The following is a 14,580-nucleotide window of genomic DNA, read 5'->3' on the forward strand; positions in this document are numbered from 1 at the left end:
CGGCGGCCAGGACGGCGGCGCCGACCGGGCGGTCTGGCAGCTTCTACGCCCTGGGGATCCGGCCACACCCCGGCGGGAACACCTGCTGCTGCGTGCGGTCGCGGACCGCCATCGGTGGCGCGCTCAACTGGACGCGGCGCGGGCAGCGCGCGGACACCCCGACCCGGTGTCGGCAACCGACCCTCTACTCCGCGATGCCGCATGATCTCCAAGTCTTACGACGATTCCGGCGAGGACGTATGAACAAGCTCCTCCTGACCGCGGCCGAAGCCGCCGCGGTCCTCGGTGTCGGCCGGTCCACCGTCTACGAACTGATGGCGGCGGGGCAGATCGAATCCGTCCGCATCGGACGGTCACGGCGGATCCCACGGGCGGCACTCGTCGCCTACGTCGATCGGCTCCGCGGCGCCCCGGACACGGAGGCTGCGGCATGACCGCGGTCGGATTCGCGCCGAACCGGACAGCCGGATTTCGGCAGTGCAGCACGCGCGGCGATGCGGCCCGTGGACCTCCGGTCACGTAGGAACAAAAGATCTGTAAGGCGGTCCCGGCGGGTGCGGGAACACCACACCGGGACCTTGATCAGCACCCCTTAACAGCCAAGGGAGTACCGACCCGTGCCCATCATTCCGCCTGGCTTCGACCCGCCGCGCGACCCCTCCGACGGACGGCCCTTCGTCCGCCTCGACGCCCCCGGCCACGGCTTCTACGAGATGACCGTCAAACCGGGCGCCGACCCGTTCGACATCGCCCGGATCGCGGTCGCGATCCCCACCGACGCGGTGTTCGTCGAAGCCCTCGGAGACGTCGACGTGGTTCTGGTGTTCCGCGCGATCCCCGGCAGCGCACTTCCGGCAACGGCAACGCCCCCGCCGCGCCAACCTGGTCCGGCTGGCGGCTGGCTGCCTGACGTCCGCCTGTATCGGATGGTTCCCGCCCTGCCTCAGCCGCGCTGACCAGGACTCGCGGTCCTTCCCCCATTTCTTTCCCGTTCCTCTGCTGGGCGTTACGCCCGTCGGGAGCGCGGACGGGTCCAGGGTCGGCGAAGCCGATCACGTAGTGACGCGGTAGCGCCCTGGACGCGGCCGGGCTCCCGGCGGACCCTCCTTCGCCCCAGAGGAGCGGGTCATCCATGCGCGACGAACTCGAAAGTGAGGCTCGCTCAGATGGCGAAGCGGATCAACGGTGAAGGCACTTACTACCAGCGCAAGGATGGGCGTTGGGAAGGTGCGGCCTACGTGCTGATGCCCGAAGGAACGTACAAGCGACGCCGAGTCTACGGGAAGACGGACGAAGAGGTTCGGCAGAAGCTGACCGACCTCAAAGCAAATTCCGACCAGGGCATTCCGGCAGAGGCCACGGGCTGGACGGTCGGGCGGTTCCTGACGTACTGGCTTGAGCAGATCGTGAAGCCGGCGTGCAAGCCGAGGACGTACCAGGGGTACGAAGTGGTGGTCCGGGTGCACCTTGTGCCTGTGCTCGGGAAGAAGAAGCTGAACAGGCTCACCGGGGCGGACGTACGGCTGTTCCTCCGGCGTCTGGAGAACACGTGCCTGTGCTGCCTTCACAAGACGGATCACAAGCGGGCCGAGGACGAGCGACGGTGCTGCGCGGCCGGCCGGTGCTGCAAGTCGTTGCCGTCCGTCCGCCTGCGGCAGCAGGTCCATGCGGTGCTGCGCAACGCGCTGGAGGCGGCGCTCCGGGAGGAGCTGATCCGTCGAAACGTGGCGAAGCTGGTCAAGGTTTCAGGCCCGAAGTACAAGGTTAACCGGGGGCTGACTGTCGATCAGGCCCGCAAACTGCTGGTGGCGGCCGAGGGCGACCGGTTGCACGCGCTCTACGTCTTGGCGCTGTTCCTCGGGCTGCGGCGCGGTGAGCTCCTCGGGCTGCACTGGCCAGACGTCGACCTTGACGCCAAAACGCTCACCGTGCGCCGCAACCTACAACGGGTCGATGGTGAACTGCGGACGGTCACGCCGAAGACGGAGCGGTCGGAACGGACGATCCCGCTTCTCGGTGCCACGGCGGACGCGCTGCGTCGCCACGCCGACCGGCAGCGGGAAGAACGCTCCCACGCCGGGACGGACTGGGTGGAGACGGGCCATGTGTTCACAAGCTTGATCGGTACGCCGATCGAGCCGGACAACCTCCGGCGGAGCTGGTATCCGCTACGCGAGAAGATCGGGGCCGAAGGGGTCCGTTTTCATGATCTTCGGCATACCTGTGTGACCTTGCTCCTGCATCTGGGTGTGCCGCCGCACACGGTCCGAGACATCGCCGGACACGCGGCGATCGAAGTTACGATGACGATCTACGCACATACGTCGCTCGATCAGATGCGAGAGGCGTTGACCAAACTGGACGATCAGCTTCGCTGACGTTGCCGTCAGGGTTGCCGTCAACGACGGTCAGGGATCATGGCCCAGAAGGCAGAGCCGCAGGTCAAAGGTGGTGGGCAGGGGCGGGGTCGAACCGCCGACCTTCCGCTTTTCAGGCGGACGCTCGTACCGACTGAGCTACCTGCCCCGGTGCGACCATCCTGTCATACGCGGGCCTAGCAGGTCACATCGATGGAGATTGCCAACGTGGTGCTGCTGGCATCCGATGATGTGAGCGCGGTCCCGACGGGATTCGAACCCGCGACCTCCGCCTTGACAGGGCGGCGTGAACTCCAGACTTCACCACGGGACCATGCTGTGCTGTTCAGTTGTACCACAAGCGTTGCCGGTTGCCGCTGTGCCTGTTCTTCGGCGAGAAGAGCCTGCCCGGACCGTCTGATCGTATTCATCTGATCATGTTCCTGGAAGGCTTCCTCCGGAGCCCCTGAGATCGACCGGGGCTCCGTCTGATGCTGGACAACAGCCTACAGCACGGTGGGAGGGTCCGGGGACGGAGGTTGGCGTGCCTGCGTGCACACCGCAAAATCGTGCCCAACAGGCCCGAACGGGCTGGTGGTGCGCCTGTCCGGGCCTGCGTGGGCCTGCGTGGAGCTGTCAGCCATGCCGACGGACGCTCGCGCGGATCAGTCCGACAGCTCGACGAGATGCTCGGCGGTGCGGGTGTCACCGTCGACGGCCGCGGCCACCACCACGGTGGTTCCGGTCTTGAAGTCGCCGATGCCGGCGTCGTCACCGTCGATCCAGAGGTCCGTGTCGCCTGTCACGGCGTAGGTGGCTTCGTACCCGTCCTTGCTCTTGATCGTGGCCGAGCTCTGGGACACGTTGGTCAGCTCACCACGCTGGTAGGTGATGACCTGGTAGCCGTCGTCCGTCCGGACCGTGGCGTCGCCGTGCAGCGGGCGGGACGCGGCCCAGTCGTCGACGTCGTCGTCGTCGTAGCCCCACCAGCCCGGGCCGCCGTGCCAGTGGTGATGCCTGTGTCGCGGCCGATCGGAGTCCAGCGTGGCCGTGTCCTTGCTTGAGTCGTCACTCGGTGACAGGCTGGTCGTCGCCCCGGCCGGAGAGATCAGGCTGGTGGTGCTGTCAGGTGAGGCGAGTGCCACCGCGGTGATGCCCGCGATGCTCAGAGTTCCGACTGTCGCGATCGTCGTGATCATGGTGCCAAGTCGAGGTCGCATCGTCGTCTACCCCCTTCGACGTACCCCAGCGGCACGTCTGATTCACTCCTAGCGTGGGCTGATCACCTGAGCCCTGCGTTCAGGAAGTGTTCAGAGTTTATGAGAACGCTCCGCTGTCGGATTGTAGCGTTCGGTATTATCTGTCTGTCTGAAGGGATTGCGACAATGAATCCCGCTGCCCTGAACGATCCCGCCTTTGGTCAGATGGGTGACGGGTCGGATTCATGACGGTCATGGCTGCTTGCGGAGGTGTGCCCGACCGGCGTACGCGGGCCGGGCACACCCCGGGCGTGTTCCCGTTCCGGCCGGCGAGAGCTGGCCGGAAAGCCGCCGGCCAGGAGGAAGTCGCCGGCCGGGAAGTCACTGCTTGGTGAGGAAGCCGAGGAGGAGTGGGTTGACGACCTCGGCGTGGGTCCAGCCGATGTTGTGCGGGCCGCCGTCGACCTCGTGGTACTGCACGTTCCTGACCAGGGTCCGCAACCGGCGTCCGGTGTTGTCGATGGGCAGGATGCGGTCCTCGGTGCCCTGCACGACCAGCAGCGGAACGTTCGACAGCGCGGGCACGTCACCGCGGAAGTCGGTGCACCACGCGTCGACGCACCGCAACGTGCCGAGTGCCGAGGCGCCGACGGCCACGGCCCAGCCGTGCTGCCAGACCTGTTCGCTGGCGCGGGCGGTACCGCCGAAGACGTCCATGTTGTAGAAGTTGTCGAGAAAATCCTTCTGGTAGGCGAACCGGTCGTCGCGAATGGCCTGTTTGATCTCCTCGAACACCGCTGCCGGCACGCCTTCGGGATTGTCGTCGGTTTTCAGCAGGTATGGCGCGAGCGGCGCGAACAGGGCTGCGGCGGCGACGCGGTCGGTGCCGTACGCCCCGAGATAGCGGGTGATCTCGCCGGTGCCCATCGAGAAGCCGGCCAGGACGATGTCACGCAGGTCGAGTGTTTCGATCAGCGCGTTCAGGTCGGCGGTGAACGTGTCGTAGTCGTAGCCGGTCACTGGCTGGCTGGACCGGCCGAATCCCCGCCGATCGTAGTGGATCACCCGATAGCCGGCGTCCAGCAGCATCGGGATCTGCTTCTCCCACGATGCCCCGTCGAGCGGGAAACCATGGATCAGTACGACCGGCTGGCCGGATCCGTGGTCCTCGTAATAGATATCGATATCGCCAGAATTCTCCTGGTCGACGGTTATGTAAGGCATTTTCTCCCCCTTGCGCGGATGTACACGGCCGCTGGCAGCGGTCGTACCCGGCCGGGTCGTGCGGCATCCGTCCGGGGCGCACGTTGCTCCCGTCGTGCGGAATGCCCGATTTGCCCCGGGCGATCGGCCCCGTTGACGGGCGGGGATGCTATCCGGCGATCGCGGCGGTGGACGGGGGCGGGGCGGCTTCGGTGGCCGGCTTTGTCAGCGCGGTCAGGCTGGCCAGCGCCATGTCCGTGAGTAGAGCCCGCAGCTGTGGCACACGTCTGCCGCCGGGGGGACGGGTCGCGTCGGACATGAGCAGCGCCTGCACGGCCTGGACGGCGGAAACGAGTTCGTCGCGCGAATGGCCGGGGAAGCAGGCGTCCAGACAGGCGATCCACCGGTCGAGGTAGCGGTGCTGGCGCCGTAGGAAGTTGCGCTGGTCGGCGTGTGCCAGCGCCCGCTGCTCCCGTGCCCAGATCCCCGCCAGACGCTGGTGGCTCACCGCGAACTCGACGTGCGCCCGGATGAGTCGGGTCAGTTCCTCCCACGGGTCGTGCATGGGTTCCCCGACCTTGGCCAGCAGCGCGTCGGCCGCCTGGTCGAACAGCACGGAAAGGATTTCGTCCTTGCTGTTGAAATGTCGATAGATGGCCGACCCGGTGACCCCGGCCTCCTTCCCGATCGCATCGACTCCGACGCCGTCGAAACTACGTTCGTAGAAGAGCTTTTCCGCCGCCTGGAGGATCTGTTGCTCGCGCTTCATCGGCCCAGTGTACGGAACGGTCGTTTTCGCTGGCCGGTGATGTGTCCGATGTCGTAGGCGGCTTCGGCGAGCGCACGAGTGCTTCCTTTAAAAAGGATGCGGACGACTGTTGTCAGATTGGCGACAGTTGACGCTGTCGCCGCGAGCCCGTGCCGTTCGGGAAACGACCGTTCACCTCGAGCCGGTGGGCCCGTCCAGCCTGTCCAGGACCGTCCGGACCTGGGCGCGGCTTGACCGTGGATTTACCGGTCGCGGTTGCGCAGACGTTCCAGGGCGCGTCGGTCGCGTTTGGTCGGGCGCCCCGCGCCGCGGTCGCGGACACCTGCCGCCGCGGCGCCCTCCCGTGCCGGCGGCGGGCTGCGGTCGATGAAGCATTCTCCGGCGACGGTCGCGCTGACCCGTTTGCTGAGAAGACGGGTGACGACGATGGTCCGCTCGCGCCCGGCGTGCCGCACCCGTATCTCGTCCCCGGCGCGCACCGCGTGGGCCGGCTTGACCCGCTCGCCGTTGAGATGAACATGTCCGGCGCGGCAGGCCTCGGTCGCCTGCGACCGTGTACTGACCAGGCGTACGGACCAGATCCAGGCGTCGACCCGTACGCTTCCCTCCTGCGCCGCCATGACACGACTCTACGAATCCGACAGCCGCCTGGTCATCAACCGGGCGGAGGACAAGGCAGGAGACAAAGACCGGTACCCACGCCCTGCCCGCGTGGCCTCGGTACACGGCGGTGGGCGATGATCACGGATCCCCGTCGGGATCTCCTGTTCGTCCACGCGGTCTGTTCACCGTCCGTCCGCCTGGGAGTTCACCGTCACGCCTGCGCCGACCGACATGTGCGGTGGCTGAATGCCGCGTCGCCGTCGGCGCAGCAGGGCGGCGACGAGCACGACGAGCGCGGCGACGGTGTAGGAGAGGACTCGCAGCGTCCGGGCGTCGCCGGGCAGATCCGTGAACAGGGACACGTACACGGGATGGCCGGCGGCCGCGACAGCGAGCCACTCCAGCTGACCGGCGAGAACGGCGAGCGCCACCAGCAGGATTCCGTACCAGGGCTGGACCGGAGTGGCGATGAGAAAAGCGGCCCCGACGAGCCACAGCGCGGCCCGTTCGAGGGGAACCCGGTATGGGTCGCTGCGTAGAACGATCACGGTGACCGCGGCCAGCGCCGACACGGCGGCGGCCCTGGCGGCGGCCCCGTCGATGCCGAGGGCCGTGAGCAGCAGGAAACGGCTGCCTCGGCCGTATCCCTCGACGTTGAGGTATTCCGGAAGAAAGCCGAGGGCCGCTGGTCCGACGGCCAGGACGTGGGGCAGGTAGAAGAGTCCGACGATCGTGACGGTCGCTCCGATCAGGGTGACCGGGCGGCGTCGGGCGGCTGCCGGCAGGAGTAGCGCCGGGTACAGCTTGACCGCCACCGCCACCGCCACCGCCACCGCCGCCGCGAGCAGGCTCCCGGCGAGCCAGGTCCGGCGGCGGCTGGGCGCCTCCTCGGCCATGCCGGTTTCCCTCGTCATACCGGTTGTTTCACCGGCCGCGCGGATCCCGTTGGCTCCACCTGCCCGTGTGGCCACAGCGGGCCGGGGACGACGGCGCCGCGAGGTGAGAAGCGCGATGCCACCGAGCGCGAGCAGCGCGGCGAGGACGTCCACATGCGCGTCGGATCCGATCTCGAGACCGGCGAGCGGTGAAAGGGCGTAGAAGCCGGCGTGCCGGGGATCCCGGCCCCGCGCCGTCAGCATTGTCATCATCAGCCCGACCAGGGCCAGTGACGCCAGCGACGCGTACAACTGCGTCTTGTGTTCACGCGGCGGGCCGGGCAGGAAATGCAGCACGGCGAAGTAGGCCTGCGCCACTGGAGGGTAGACGGTGTGCGCCCGGGGATAGTTCAACCGGATACATTCCGGGCCGCGTCCGATGGCGGCGCATCCGGCCGGGTCCGGGAACAGCCAGCGGTCGCGCAGGTGGGCGAGCGCGGGGTCGAGCGGGCCGTAACGGTACGGGTCGATACCGGCTGCCTGCACCCGACCGTCCCAGACGTAACGGTAGAGGTCGTCGGACAGCTGCGGGCCGTGGGTGAACGCCACGGCATGGATGCTGACAGTGCCTGCGAGCAGCAGCCCGACGGCGAGCCGGCGGGGGGTGGCGCGCAGCAGCAGGGCCGCGGTGGCCACGCCGAGCACCCACCAGAGCATGGTCGGGTACAGCACGTCCGCCCGGTCGGGCAGGTAGCCGGGTTGGCGCAGGATCGCAGCCTGCACCGCGAGCAGGCCCAACAGCCCGACAGCGGCGGCGATTGATCATGCTGACCGCTCGGGGTGAGGAGGCGGACCGTATCGCGGGCCTCGAAACGGGTGCCGACGACTACGTGACCAAACCGTTCTCACCGCGCGAGCTGACGTTGCGGGTGCGGTCCGTACTGCGGCGGGCGACCGAGCCNCATCCGGTGTGCTGCGTGCCGGCACACCGGTCGTGGACGTGGCCGCCCGTACCGCCATCCGGCACGGGGTGGTTCTCTCTCACGGTGCGTGAGTTTGATCTGCTGGCCTTTCTGCTGCGCCATCCCGGCCGCGCCTTCACTCGCGCCGAGTTGCTGGAACAGGTGTGGGGATGGAGCTACGGCTACCCCTCGACGGTCACCGTCCACATCCGCCGGCTGCGGGAGAAGATCGAGGACGATCCGACCGCCCCTCGGATGCTCGTCACCGTGTGGGGCGTCGGCTACCGGTACGACCAGAAGTCACCGCGGCCCACCGACGACACGTCTGTCGCCCATGGAACATGACGGATCACGAGTGGAGAGTGCGGTAGAGCGGAGAAGCGATGAGCGCAGAACTACAGGTCGTGATGATTGCGCTCGCCTGTTCGGCCGTGGCCGCGCTGACGGGGTGCCGTTGCTGCGCCTGCTGTGGAGGCGGCCACTGTGGGCCACAGTGGCGGCGCTCTCGGTCGTGCCGGTGGTGGCGGTGGCGGTGGGGGTCGCCGGTACCGCGCGGGCGATGTTCCTTTCCGAGCACGACCTGCGGGTCGTGCTGATCGTGGTCGCTGTCTCGGCGGTGGTCGCCACCGCCGCCGCGGTGCGGCTGGGGCGGCCGGTCGTCACCGCCACCACCATGCTGACCGGCGCCGCGGCCACTCTCGGTGAGGCCGGCTATCACGGAGCGGCCCGCGTCCCAACGGCCGAACTTGCCACACTGGCACGTACGCTGGATGCCACCCACGTCCGACTGGTGGCGGCGCGTGACCGTGAGCGGGCGCTGGAAGCCAGCCGGCGCGAGCTGGTGGCCTGGACAAGCCATGACCTGCGGACCCCGCTGGCAGGAATCCGAGCGACGGCGGAGGCCCTGCGGGACGGCCTGGTGACCGACAGTGAGACAATATATCGTTACCATCAGTTGATACTTGCCGATGCCGAGCGACTGACCGGCATGGTCGACGACCTGTTCGAACTGGCCCGGCTGCAGGCCGGGGCCTTCCGGCTGACCCTTGAGAAGGTGTGCCTCGCCGACCTCGTGTCGGACGCGATCGCCGTCGTGGACCCGATCGCGCGGGCCAAGGGCATCACCCTCACCGGCACCGCCGATCATGCGGTGTTCGTCATCGCTGACGCGACCGAAGTCGGACGGGCGCTGACTAACCTGCTCGTCAACGCCGTCCGGCACACCCCGGATGACGGGACGGTGGAGGTCACCGCCGAAGCGGACACCGCTCGTGACCGGGCGCTGCTCGCCGTGGCCGACCGCTGTGGCGGTATCCCCGCCGACGATCTTCCCCGCCTGTTCGAACTCGGCTTCCGAGGCGAGGCGGCGCGGACTCCCGGCGGCGGCGATCATCCCCACCAGCTCCGGGTACGCTCGGGGATCGGGCTGGCGATCGTCCGTGGGATCGTCGAAGCCCATGGCGGCGACGTCACCGTGCACAACCATCGGGCTGGCTGCCGCTTCGTCGTCGCGCTCCCGGCCGCCTGAACAACGTTCCCCGGCCGTCTGGACGGACGCACGCTGTTTTCCGGATTTCCCGGTCTCCGCGGGCTTCCTCGGTTCCGGCTTCCTTGGTTCGTAAGATCCGGAGCGCTCCGGAGTCGTTAGCGTCCGTGGGTATGCGCATCCTGGTTACCGGCGGCGCCGGGTTCATCGGCTCCCACGTGGTCGACATGCTTGTGGCGGCTGGCGACAGCGTCCGGATCCTCGACGCGTTGCTGCCGGCGGTGCATCGGAGCAGACCCGAGGTGAACGCCGCCGCCGAGCTGATTGTCGCAGACGTGACCGACCGGCCCCAGGTCGAAGCCGCGCTCGACGGCGTGGACGCCGTCTGCCACCAGGCCGCCATGGTCGGGCTGGGAGTCGATCTCGACGATCTGCCGGCCTATGCCGCGCACAACGACCTCGGCACCGCGGTGCTGCTGGCTGCCATGGCCCGTCGCGGAGTACGGCGCCTGGTGCTGGCGAGTTCGATGGTGGTCTACGGCGAAGGTGGCTACCGCTGCCCGGCCGACGGGCCGGTGCGCCCGGGCCCGCGGCTGCCGGCCGAGTTGGCTGCCGGCCGGTTCGAGCCGCCGTGCCCGAGCTGCGGCCGTCCGCTGGAGCCGACGCTTGTCGCCGAGGACGCGCCGCTGGAGCCGAAGAGCGTCTACGCGGCCACGAAGGTCGCCCAGGAGCACCTTGCCGCCGCGTGGGCCACCGCCACCGGCGGCAGCGTCCTGGCGTTGCGCTACCACAACGTCTATGGCCCCCGGATGCCCCGGGACACCCCATACGCCGGTGTCGCGTCGATCTTCCGCAGCGCGCTGGAACGGGGAGAGCCACCACGCGTGTTCGAGGACGGTGGACAACTACGTGACTTCGTCCACGTCCACGATGTCGCGCAGGCGAACCTGCACGCGTTGCGACACCCGGGCGTACTCGGCGAGCTCGTACCGCTCAACATCGGCTCGGGCGAGCCGCACAGCGTCGGCGACATGGCCTCGGTACTGGCGCGGGTTTTCGGTGGGACAGCGCCCGTCCGGCATATCACCGCTTCGTCCGCCCTGGCCCGGGACTTCCTCGGCTATCAGCCCCGGGTCACCTTCGACGAAGGAGTGAATGCCTTCGCCCGCGATCCGCTGCGCGGATGACGATCCACGGCGTTTTCGTTCCCGGCTCCTCGGTGACCGTGGACCTCGTGCTTCGGGATGCCGTTCCTTCCGGCATGCCGTTCCTTCCGGCATGTGGTCCTTCTGGCACACGGCCTGCCATCACGGTCGAACGACGGTCAGGTGATGGTGCGGCTGACCCGGACGAACAGGTGGTGGAAACCGGCGAAGCCGCCGAACAGGCCACCGATCTCGAGTACCTGGACGCGGGCCAGCGCGTCGGCGAGGATGGCGTCCGACGGCGGCAGGTTGGCCACGGCGTTGGCGAACGCCTCGTCGAAGCTGAGTTTGGAGGACAGGCCGATGGCCTCCTCGGCCTCCGCTGGCAGGGCGGGCCGGTCGGCGCCGCCGCGGACAGCCGCGACGAAGCTGGCCAGCTCCTTGCCGGTGGGCTCGATGTCGACGCGGTCGGTGCCGTCGGCGTGATGAACCGTGATCGTGTCCTGGTCCTCGGGGTAGCGGACCGTCTCGGCGTAGCGATACGGCGTGACATACTGCGGGAAGATGCCCGGCTTCGCGCGACGCAGGAGATTGAACTGCTGCGGGAAGATGCGTAGCAGGCTCTTGGCGATGTCGACCTCATAGCCGGGGTTGGGCAGTTCGCCTTCGGCGACGATCAGCACGAACGGACCTTCACGGAAGGCGCGTATCCGGCTCCGGCTCGCCAGTTCCCAACGGCTCATGACTCCTCCTGGTGGTTGTCGATCACATCCTGGACGTGATTTCTCCGCCAAGAGCATCTTCTTACTTTGAGCGACCGATTAGCTACTATTGGCATATAGGCGACAGTTTTACGTCTGCTGCTGGAACGCGGTGTAGGCGGAAGTTGTCTGTCAGCAGATCATAAAGATGCAAATAGGTCACTCAGGGTGATGGTGAGGCGGGTGGTGTCACAGCCATAGCCCGGCGGCGATGGTGATGGCGTCGATCATGGACGGCGCGGCGACGCCGCGGAGAACAGCCGGGCCGGCCGGCCGCGCCACCATCCACCGCTCACCGGAGGGGCCGGGGGCCGTCAGGTTTCGAGCGGCAGCAGCTCGGTGGCGAACTGGTCGATGAAATCGCCCCAGGACGACGGGGACGTCACCGGCCGGACCACGAACTTGCTCATCCCGACCGCGATGTAGTCCCCGATACGGCGCCGCAGCGCGTCCCAACCCTCGGGGACGAGGGCGGCGGGGTCGGCGTCCGGCCGCCGACGCCGGAGCGTAGCGGCGAGCTCAGGCGAGATTCCGTCACCCAACGCGACAGGAATACTCAACCCATAGTGCTCGGGATCAACGGTCCGCCCGGCCGCGTCGGCCGCCGCCGCGACAGCCGCGATCCCTCTGGCGGCATCGGACGGCGTGATCAGAGACGCCAGCCAGCCGTCGCCAAGCCGGCCGACACGGCGCAGCGCGGCGGGCGCGGCTCCGCCNNGCGGGCGCGGCTCCGCCGAGCCAGATGTCGAGGGGCTTCGCGGGCAGGGTACCGATGCCGACGTCGTCCAGGGTGAAGTACCGACCGTGAAACGTCACCGATGGTTCCGTCAGCAGGCGGCGCAGCAGGACAAGCGCCTCGTCGAACACCGCTCCGCGCTGCCCGGGACCACCAGGCCCTCTTTCCTTCTCCTTCGCCGGCGCAGGAGAAGGAGAAGGCGGCAGGGGCGAGGGAAGCGGAAAGGCATCGCGGTCGGCCGCCCGCGCCGGGCCGAGGCCCACGGCGGGCAGGATCCGGCCAGGGGCGAGGCGCGCGAGAGTGGCGAGCTGCTTGGCGAACAGCACGGGGTTGCGCCCCGGCAGGACGGACACCCCGGTGCCCAGCTTGAGTCGACGGGTCCGCGCGGCGGCGTAGGCCAGGCCGACCATCGGGTCCGGTGCCGGCGAGGACACGATCTCCGACAGCCACAGGGAGTCGATCCCGATTTCGTCGAGCCGGCCGACGATTTCCTCCAGATTCTCCGGATTCTCGTTGCGGCCTGCTCCCGGCGCGATCCCGATCCGTACCTTCACATCCCGTCCAAGCCGGTCCCCGGCCGGCGCATTCCTTGCCGGGCAGCGGCGTGCGGGAAAACCGTCCACCGACGGGTCGGCGTTTCACCCGCCGTTGAAGTAAACGGCCTGGCCGGAGTCTGAAGGCGAGTATCAGCTACACGTGCGATACCGGGTGTCGCGTCGGGGCGGACCGGCCAGGCGCTGCCGCGGCCAGACCGGGCGCTCCGGCGGTGACCGCCAGCCGTCTGTCCTCGATCAGTCCCGCGATGGCCCGGTCGGCAAGATCCATGGGAGGCGGCCACCCGTGGGCGAACCCGTCCCGCTCGGCTGGTGAGTCCGTCCTCACGGCGGGTAGATCCGTCATCTCGACAGAGACGACCGGCCTCTCATGGGAGTAGGAAAAGCTCTCTTAAGGGTGATGCGGGATTCGTGACTGAGCTCACATGATGAGGTGCATCACCGGTAGGGCCGTTCAAACCGCCCGGACGGCTACTCGCCCTGACGCAGGAGCGTCGTATGACTGTCACGCACACGGAATCCACCTCAGCCACCGGCGTCCCGGACGAGATCGCGCGACGTGTGGTGCTGCCCGAGGGACACCGGGACGACGAGCCGCTCTTCGCGGCGTACCGATGGCTGCGGGAGAACGCGCCGCTGGCAAAGGTGCGCGTCGAAGGCTACGACCCGATCTGGCTCGTCACCAGGCACGCGGACATCATGGAGATCGAGAAGCAGCCGGCCGTCTTCACCAGCGGTGGCGGTGCGGAGCCGGGCTCACACAACCCGATCCTGCAGAACCAGGCGGGTGACGCGTTCACCAGGTCCCTGACCGGTGGAAGCCTGCGGATCCTCGAAACGGTGACCTATCTCGATCCGCCCGAGCACACGATGGTCAAGGACATCGCGAACGAGTGGTTCCGGCCCGCGTCGCTGAAGAAATGGGAGGGCCGCATTCGCGAACTCGCCACGCAGGCGATCGCCGACCGGCTGCGCCCAGGTGTCAACAATCTCGATTTCGTCGGGGATTTCGCGCTTTACTACCCGCTGCACGTCGTCATGTCGCTGTTCGGGGTCCCCGCCGAGGACGAGCCCCGGATGATGGCCCTCACCCAGGACTTCTTCGGCACCGCGGATCCCGAGACCCAGCGTGACGATGTCGCCGCACTGACCCCCGAGGCGGCGGCGCAGCAGTGGTCGGCCGCGATCCGGGACTTCTACGCCTACTTCGACGCTCTCGTCGAGGCCCGGCGTGCCGAGCCGCAGGACGATCTGGCTTCCATCATCGCGAACGCCCGCCACCCGGACGACGGAGAGTTCTTCGCGAAGGAGGTCGCCTACGGCTGGTTTGTCGCGATCTCCACCGCCGGGCACGACACCACGTCGAGCACGCTGGCCGGCATCATCGAGGTGCTGGCTCACCACCCGGACGAACTCGCCCGGGTCAGAGCCGACCTGTCGCTCGTGCCCGACCTCGTCAACGAGGGGCTGCGGTGGGTGTCGCCGGTCAAGCACTTCGTCCGGCAGGCGACCCAGGACTACGTCCTGCGAGGACAGCAGATCACCAAGGGTGACCGGTTCATGCTGCTCTACCAGTCGGCGAACCGCGACACCGACATCTTCGAGGCGCCCGACGAGTTCCGCATCAACCGCCGGCCGAACAAGCACATTGCCTTCGGGTACGGCCCGCACATGTGCATCGGCATGCACCTGGCCAGGCAGGAACTGCGCATCATGCTGGAAGAGCTGCTCCCTCGGGTGGAGTCGCTCGAGGTGACCGGCGACCGGAAGGTCGTCCAGACGAACTTTGTCGGTGGGCTGCGCCGGCTCCCGGTACGCCTGGAACTGAGGTGACCAGGTCTGTCGATCATGTCGATCGATATCCCATCGGGCACAGTCGATCTTTTCCGCTTCGCGGAGCTGGCCGAGCCGGGCTCGGCGGGGCTCCAGC

13 protein-coding genes, 2 tRNA genes and 4 pseudogenes are annotated in these 14,580 nt (G+C 68.1%); 8 read left to right on the plus strand and 11 right to left on the minus strand.

Annotated elements, in window-relative coordinates:
* The 4 genes and pseudogenes from FrCorBMG51_RS32055 to FrCorBMG51_RS21850 all read left to right on the plus strand — a co-directional run.
* Positions 1-205, plus strand: a pseudogene (locus FrCorBMG51_RS32055) (hypothetical protein); the annotation flags it as partial.
* Positions 206-239: 34 nt separating this feature from the next.
* A complete protein-coding gene (locus FrCorBMG51_RS21840) occupies positions 240-434 on the plus strand; it encodes a helix-turn-helix domain-containing protein (protein WP_047224899.1) in 195 nt (64 codons plus the stop codon).
* Positions 435-617: 183 nt separating this feature from the next.
* Entirely contained in the window at positions 618-956 is a 339-nt protein-coding gene (locus FrCorBMG51_RS21845; RefSeq protein ID WP_047224900.1) for a hypothetical protein, read from the plus strand.
* 210 nt (positions 957-1,166) lie between these two features.
* Positions 1,167-2,378: a tyrosine-type recombinase/integrase gene (locus tag FrCorBMG51_RS21850; protein WP_047224901.1), complete on the plus strand. Its 1,212-nt coding sequence runs from the start codon at positions 1,167-1,169 to the stop codon at positions 2,376-2,378.
* Between the two features lie 71 nt (positions 2,379-2,449).
* Here FrCorBMG51_RS21850 and FrCorBMG51_RS21855 read toward each other — a convergent pair.
* From FrCorBMG51_RS21855 to FrCorBMG51_RS28675, 7 genes are all read right to left on the minus strand, one after another.
* A tRNA-Phe gene (locus FrCorBMG51_RS21855) sits at positions 2,450-2,526 on the minus strand.
* Positions 2,527-2,616: 90 nt separating this feature from the next.
* Positions 2,617-2,691: transfer RNA gene (locus FrCorBMG51_RS21860), tRNA-Asp, on the minus strand.
* Positions 2,692-3,022: 331 nt separating this feature from the next.
* On the minus strand, positions 3,023-3,556 hold the full coding sequence (locus FrCorBMG51_RS25775; RefSeq protein WP_052914933.1) for a hypothetical protein: 534 nt from the start codon (positions 3,554-3,556) through the stop codon (positions 3,023-3,025).
* A gap of 381 nt (positions 3,557-3,937) precedes the next feature.
* Complete coding sequence (locus FrCorBMG51_RS21870) at positions 3,938-4,780, minus strand: alpha/beta fold hydrolase (RefSeq protein WP_047224902.1); 843 nt, start codon at positions 4,778-4,780, stop codon at positions 3,938-3,940.
* A 148-nt stretch (positions 4,781-4,928) separates the two neighbouring features.
* Complete coding sequence (locus FrCorBMG51_RS21875; protein ID WP_047224903.1) at positions 4,929-5,528, minus strand: TetR/AcrR family transcriptional regulator; 600 nt, start codon at positions 5,526-5,528, stop codon at positions 4,929-4,931.
* 242 nt (positions 5,529-5,770) lie between these two features.
* Entirely contained in the window at positions 5,771-6,148 is a 378-nt protein-coding gene (locus FrCorBMG51_RS21880) for an RNA-binding S4 domain-containing protein (protein WP_047224904.1), read from the minus strand.
* A gap of 165 nt (positions 6,149-6,313) precedes the next feature.
* Positions 6,314-7,825: a hypothetical protein gene (locus FrCorBMG51_RS28675; RefSeq protein WP_047224905.1), complete on the minus strand. Its 1,512-nt coding sequence runs from the start codon at positions 7,823-7,825 to the stop codon at positions 6,314-6,316.
* Here FrCorBMG51_RS28675 and FrCorBMG51_RS21890 point away from each other — a divergent pair.
* From FrCorBMG51_RS21890 to FrCorBMG51_RS21900, 3 genes and pseudogenes are all read left to right on the plus strand, one after another.
* Positions 7,825-8,313: pseudogene (locus FrCorBMG51_RS21890) on the plus strand (winged helix-turn-helix domain-containing protein); the annotation flags it as partial. The gene FrCorBMG51_RS28675 and the pseudogene FrCorBMG51_RS21890 sit on opposite strands and share 1 nt — an antisense overlap.
* A 103-nt stretch (positions 8,314-8,416) precedes the next feature.
* Positions 8,417-9,496, plus strand: a complete 1,080-nt coding sequence (locus FrCorBMG51_RS21895) for an ATP-binding protein (RefSeq protein WP_338052790.1) — start codon at positions 8,417-8,419, stop codon at positions 9,494-9,496.
* A 131-nt stretch (positions 9,497-9,627) separates the two neighbouring features.
* Complete coding sequence (locus FrCorBMG51_RS21900; protein WP_047224906.1) at positions 9,628-10,641, plus strand: NAD-dependent epimerase/dehydratase family protein; 1,014 nt, start codon at positions 9,628-9,630, stop codon at positions 10,639-10,641.
* Between the two features lie 137 nt (positions 10,642-10,778).
* Here the strand turns inward: FrCorBMG51_RS21900 and FrCorBMG51_RS21905 are convergent, their stop codons facing one another.
* From FrCorBMG51_RS21905 to FrCorBMG51_RS33260, 4 genes and pseudogenes are all read right to left on the minus strand, one after another.
* On the minus strand, positions 10,779-11,342 hold the full coding sequence (locus tag FrCorBMG51_RS21905) for a hypothetical protein (protein WP_047224907.1): 564 nt from the start codon (positions 11,340-11,342) through the stop codon (positions 10,779-10,781).
* Positions 11,343-11,674: 332 nt separating this feature from the next.
* Positions 11,675-11,920, minus strand: coding sequence for a hypothetical protein (locus FrCorBMG51_RS35130; RefSeq protein WP_476742230.1), 246 nt, complete (start codon positions 11,918-11,920; stop codon positions 11,675-11,677).
* A 30-nt stretch (positions 11,921-11,950) separates the two neighbouring features.
* A pseudogene (locus FrCorBMG51_RS35135) lies at positions 11,951-12,055 on the minus strand (TIGR03854 family LLM class F420-dependent oxidoreductase); the annotation flags it as partial.
* A gap of 58 nt (positions 12,056-12,113) precedes the next feature.
* Positions 12,114-12,719, minus strand: a pseudogene (locus FrCorBMG51_RS33260) (LLM class flavin-dependent oxidoreductase); the annotation flags it as partial.
* Positions 12,720-13,148: 429 nt separating this feature from the next.
* On the opposite strand from FrCorBMG51_RS33260, the gene FrCorBMG51_RS21915 reads away from it, so the two are divergent.
* The gene (locus FrCorBMG51_RS21915; RefSeq protein WP_047224908.1) at positions 13,149-14,483 is read left to right on the plus strand and encodes a cytochrome P450; all 1,335 of its coding nucleotides are present in this window, start codon (positions 13,149-13,151) and stop codon (positions 14,481-14,483) included.
* The last annotated feature ends 97 nt before the right edge of the window (positions 14,484-14,580 follow it).

It is taken from the genome of Protofrankia coriariae (genome assembly GCF_001017755.1).
Lineage (GTDB): Bacteria > Actinomycetota > Actinomycetes > Frankiales > Frankiaceae > Protofrankia > Protofrankia coriariae.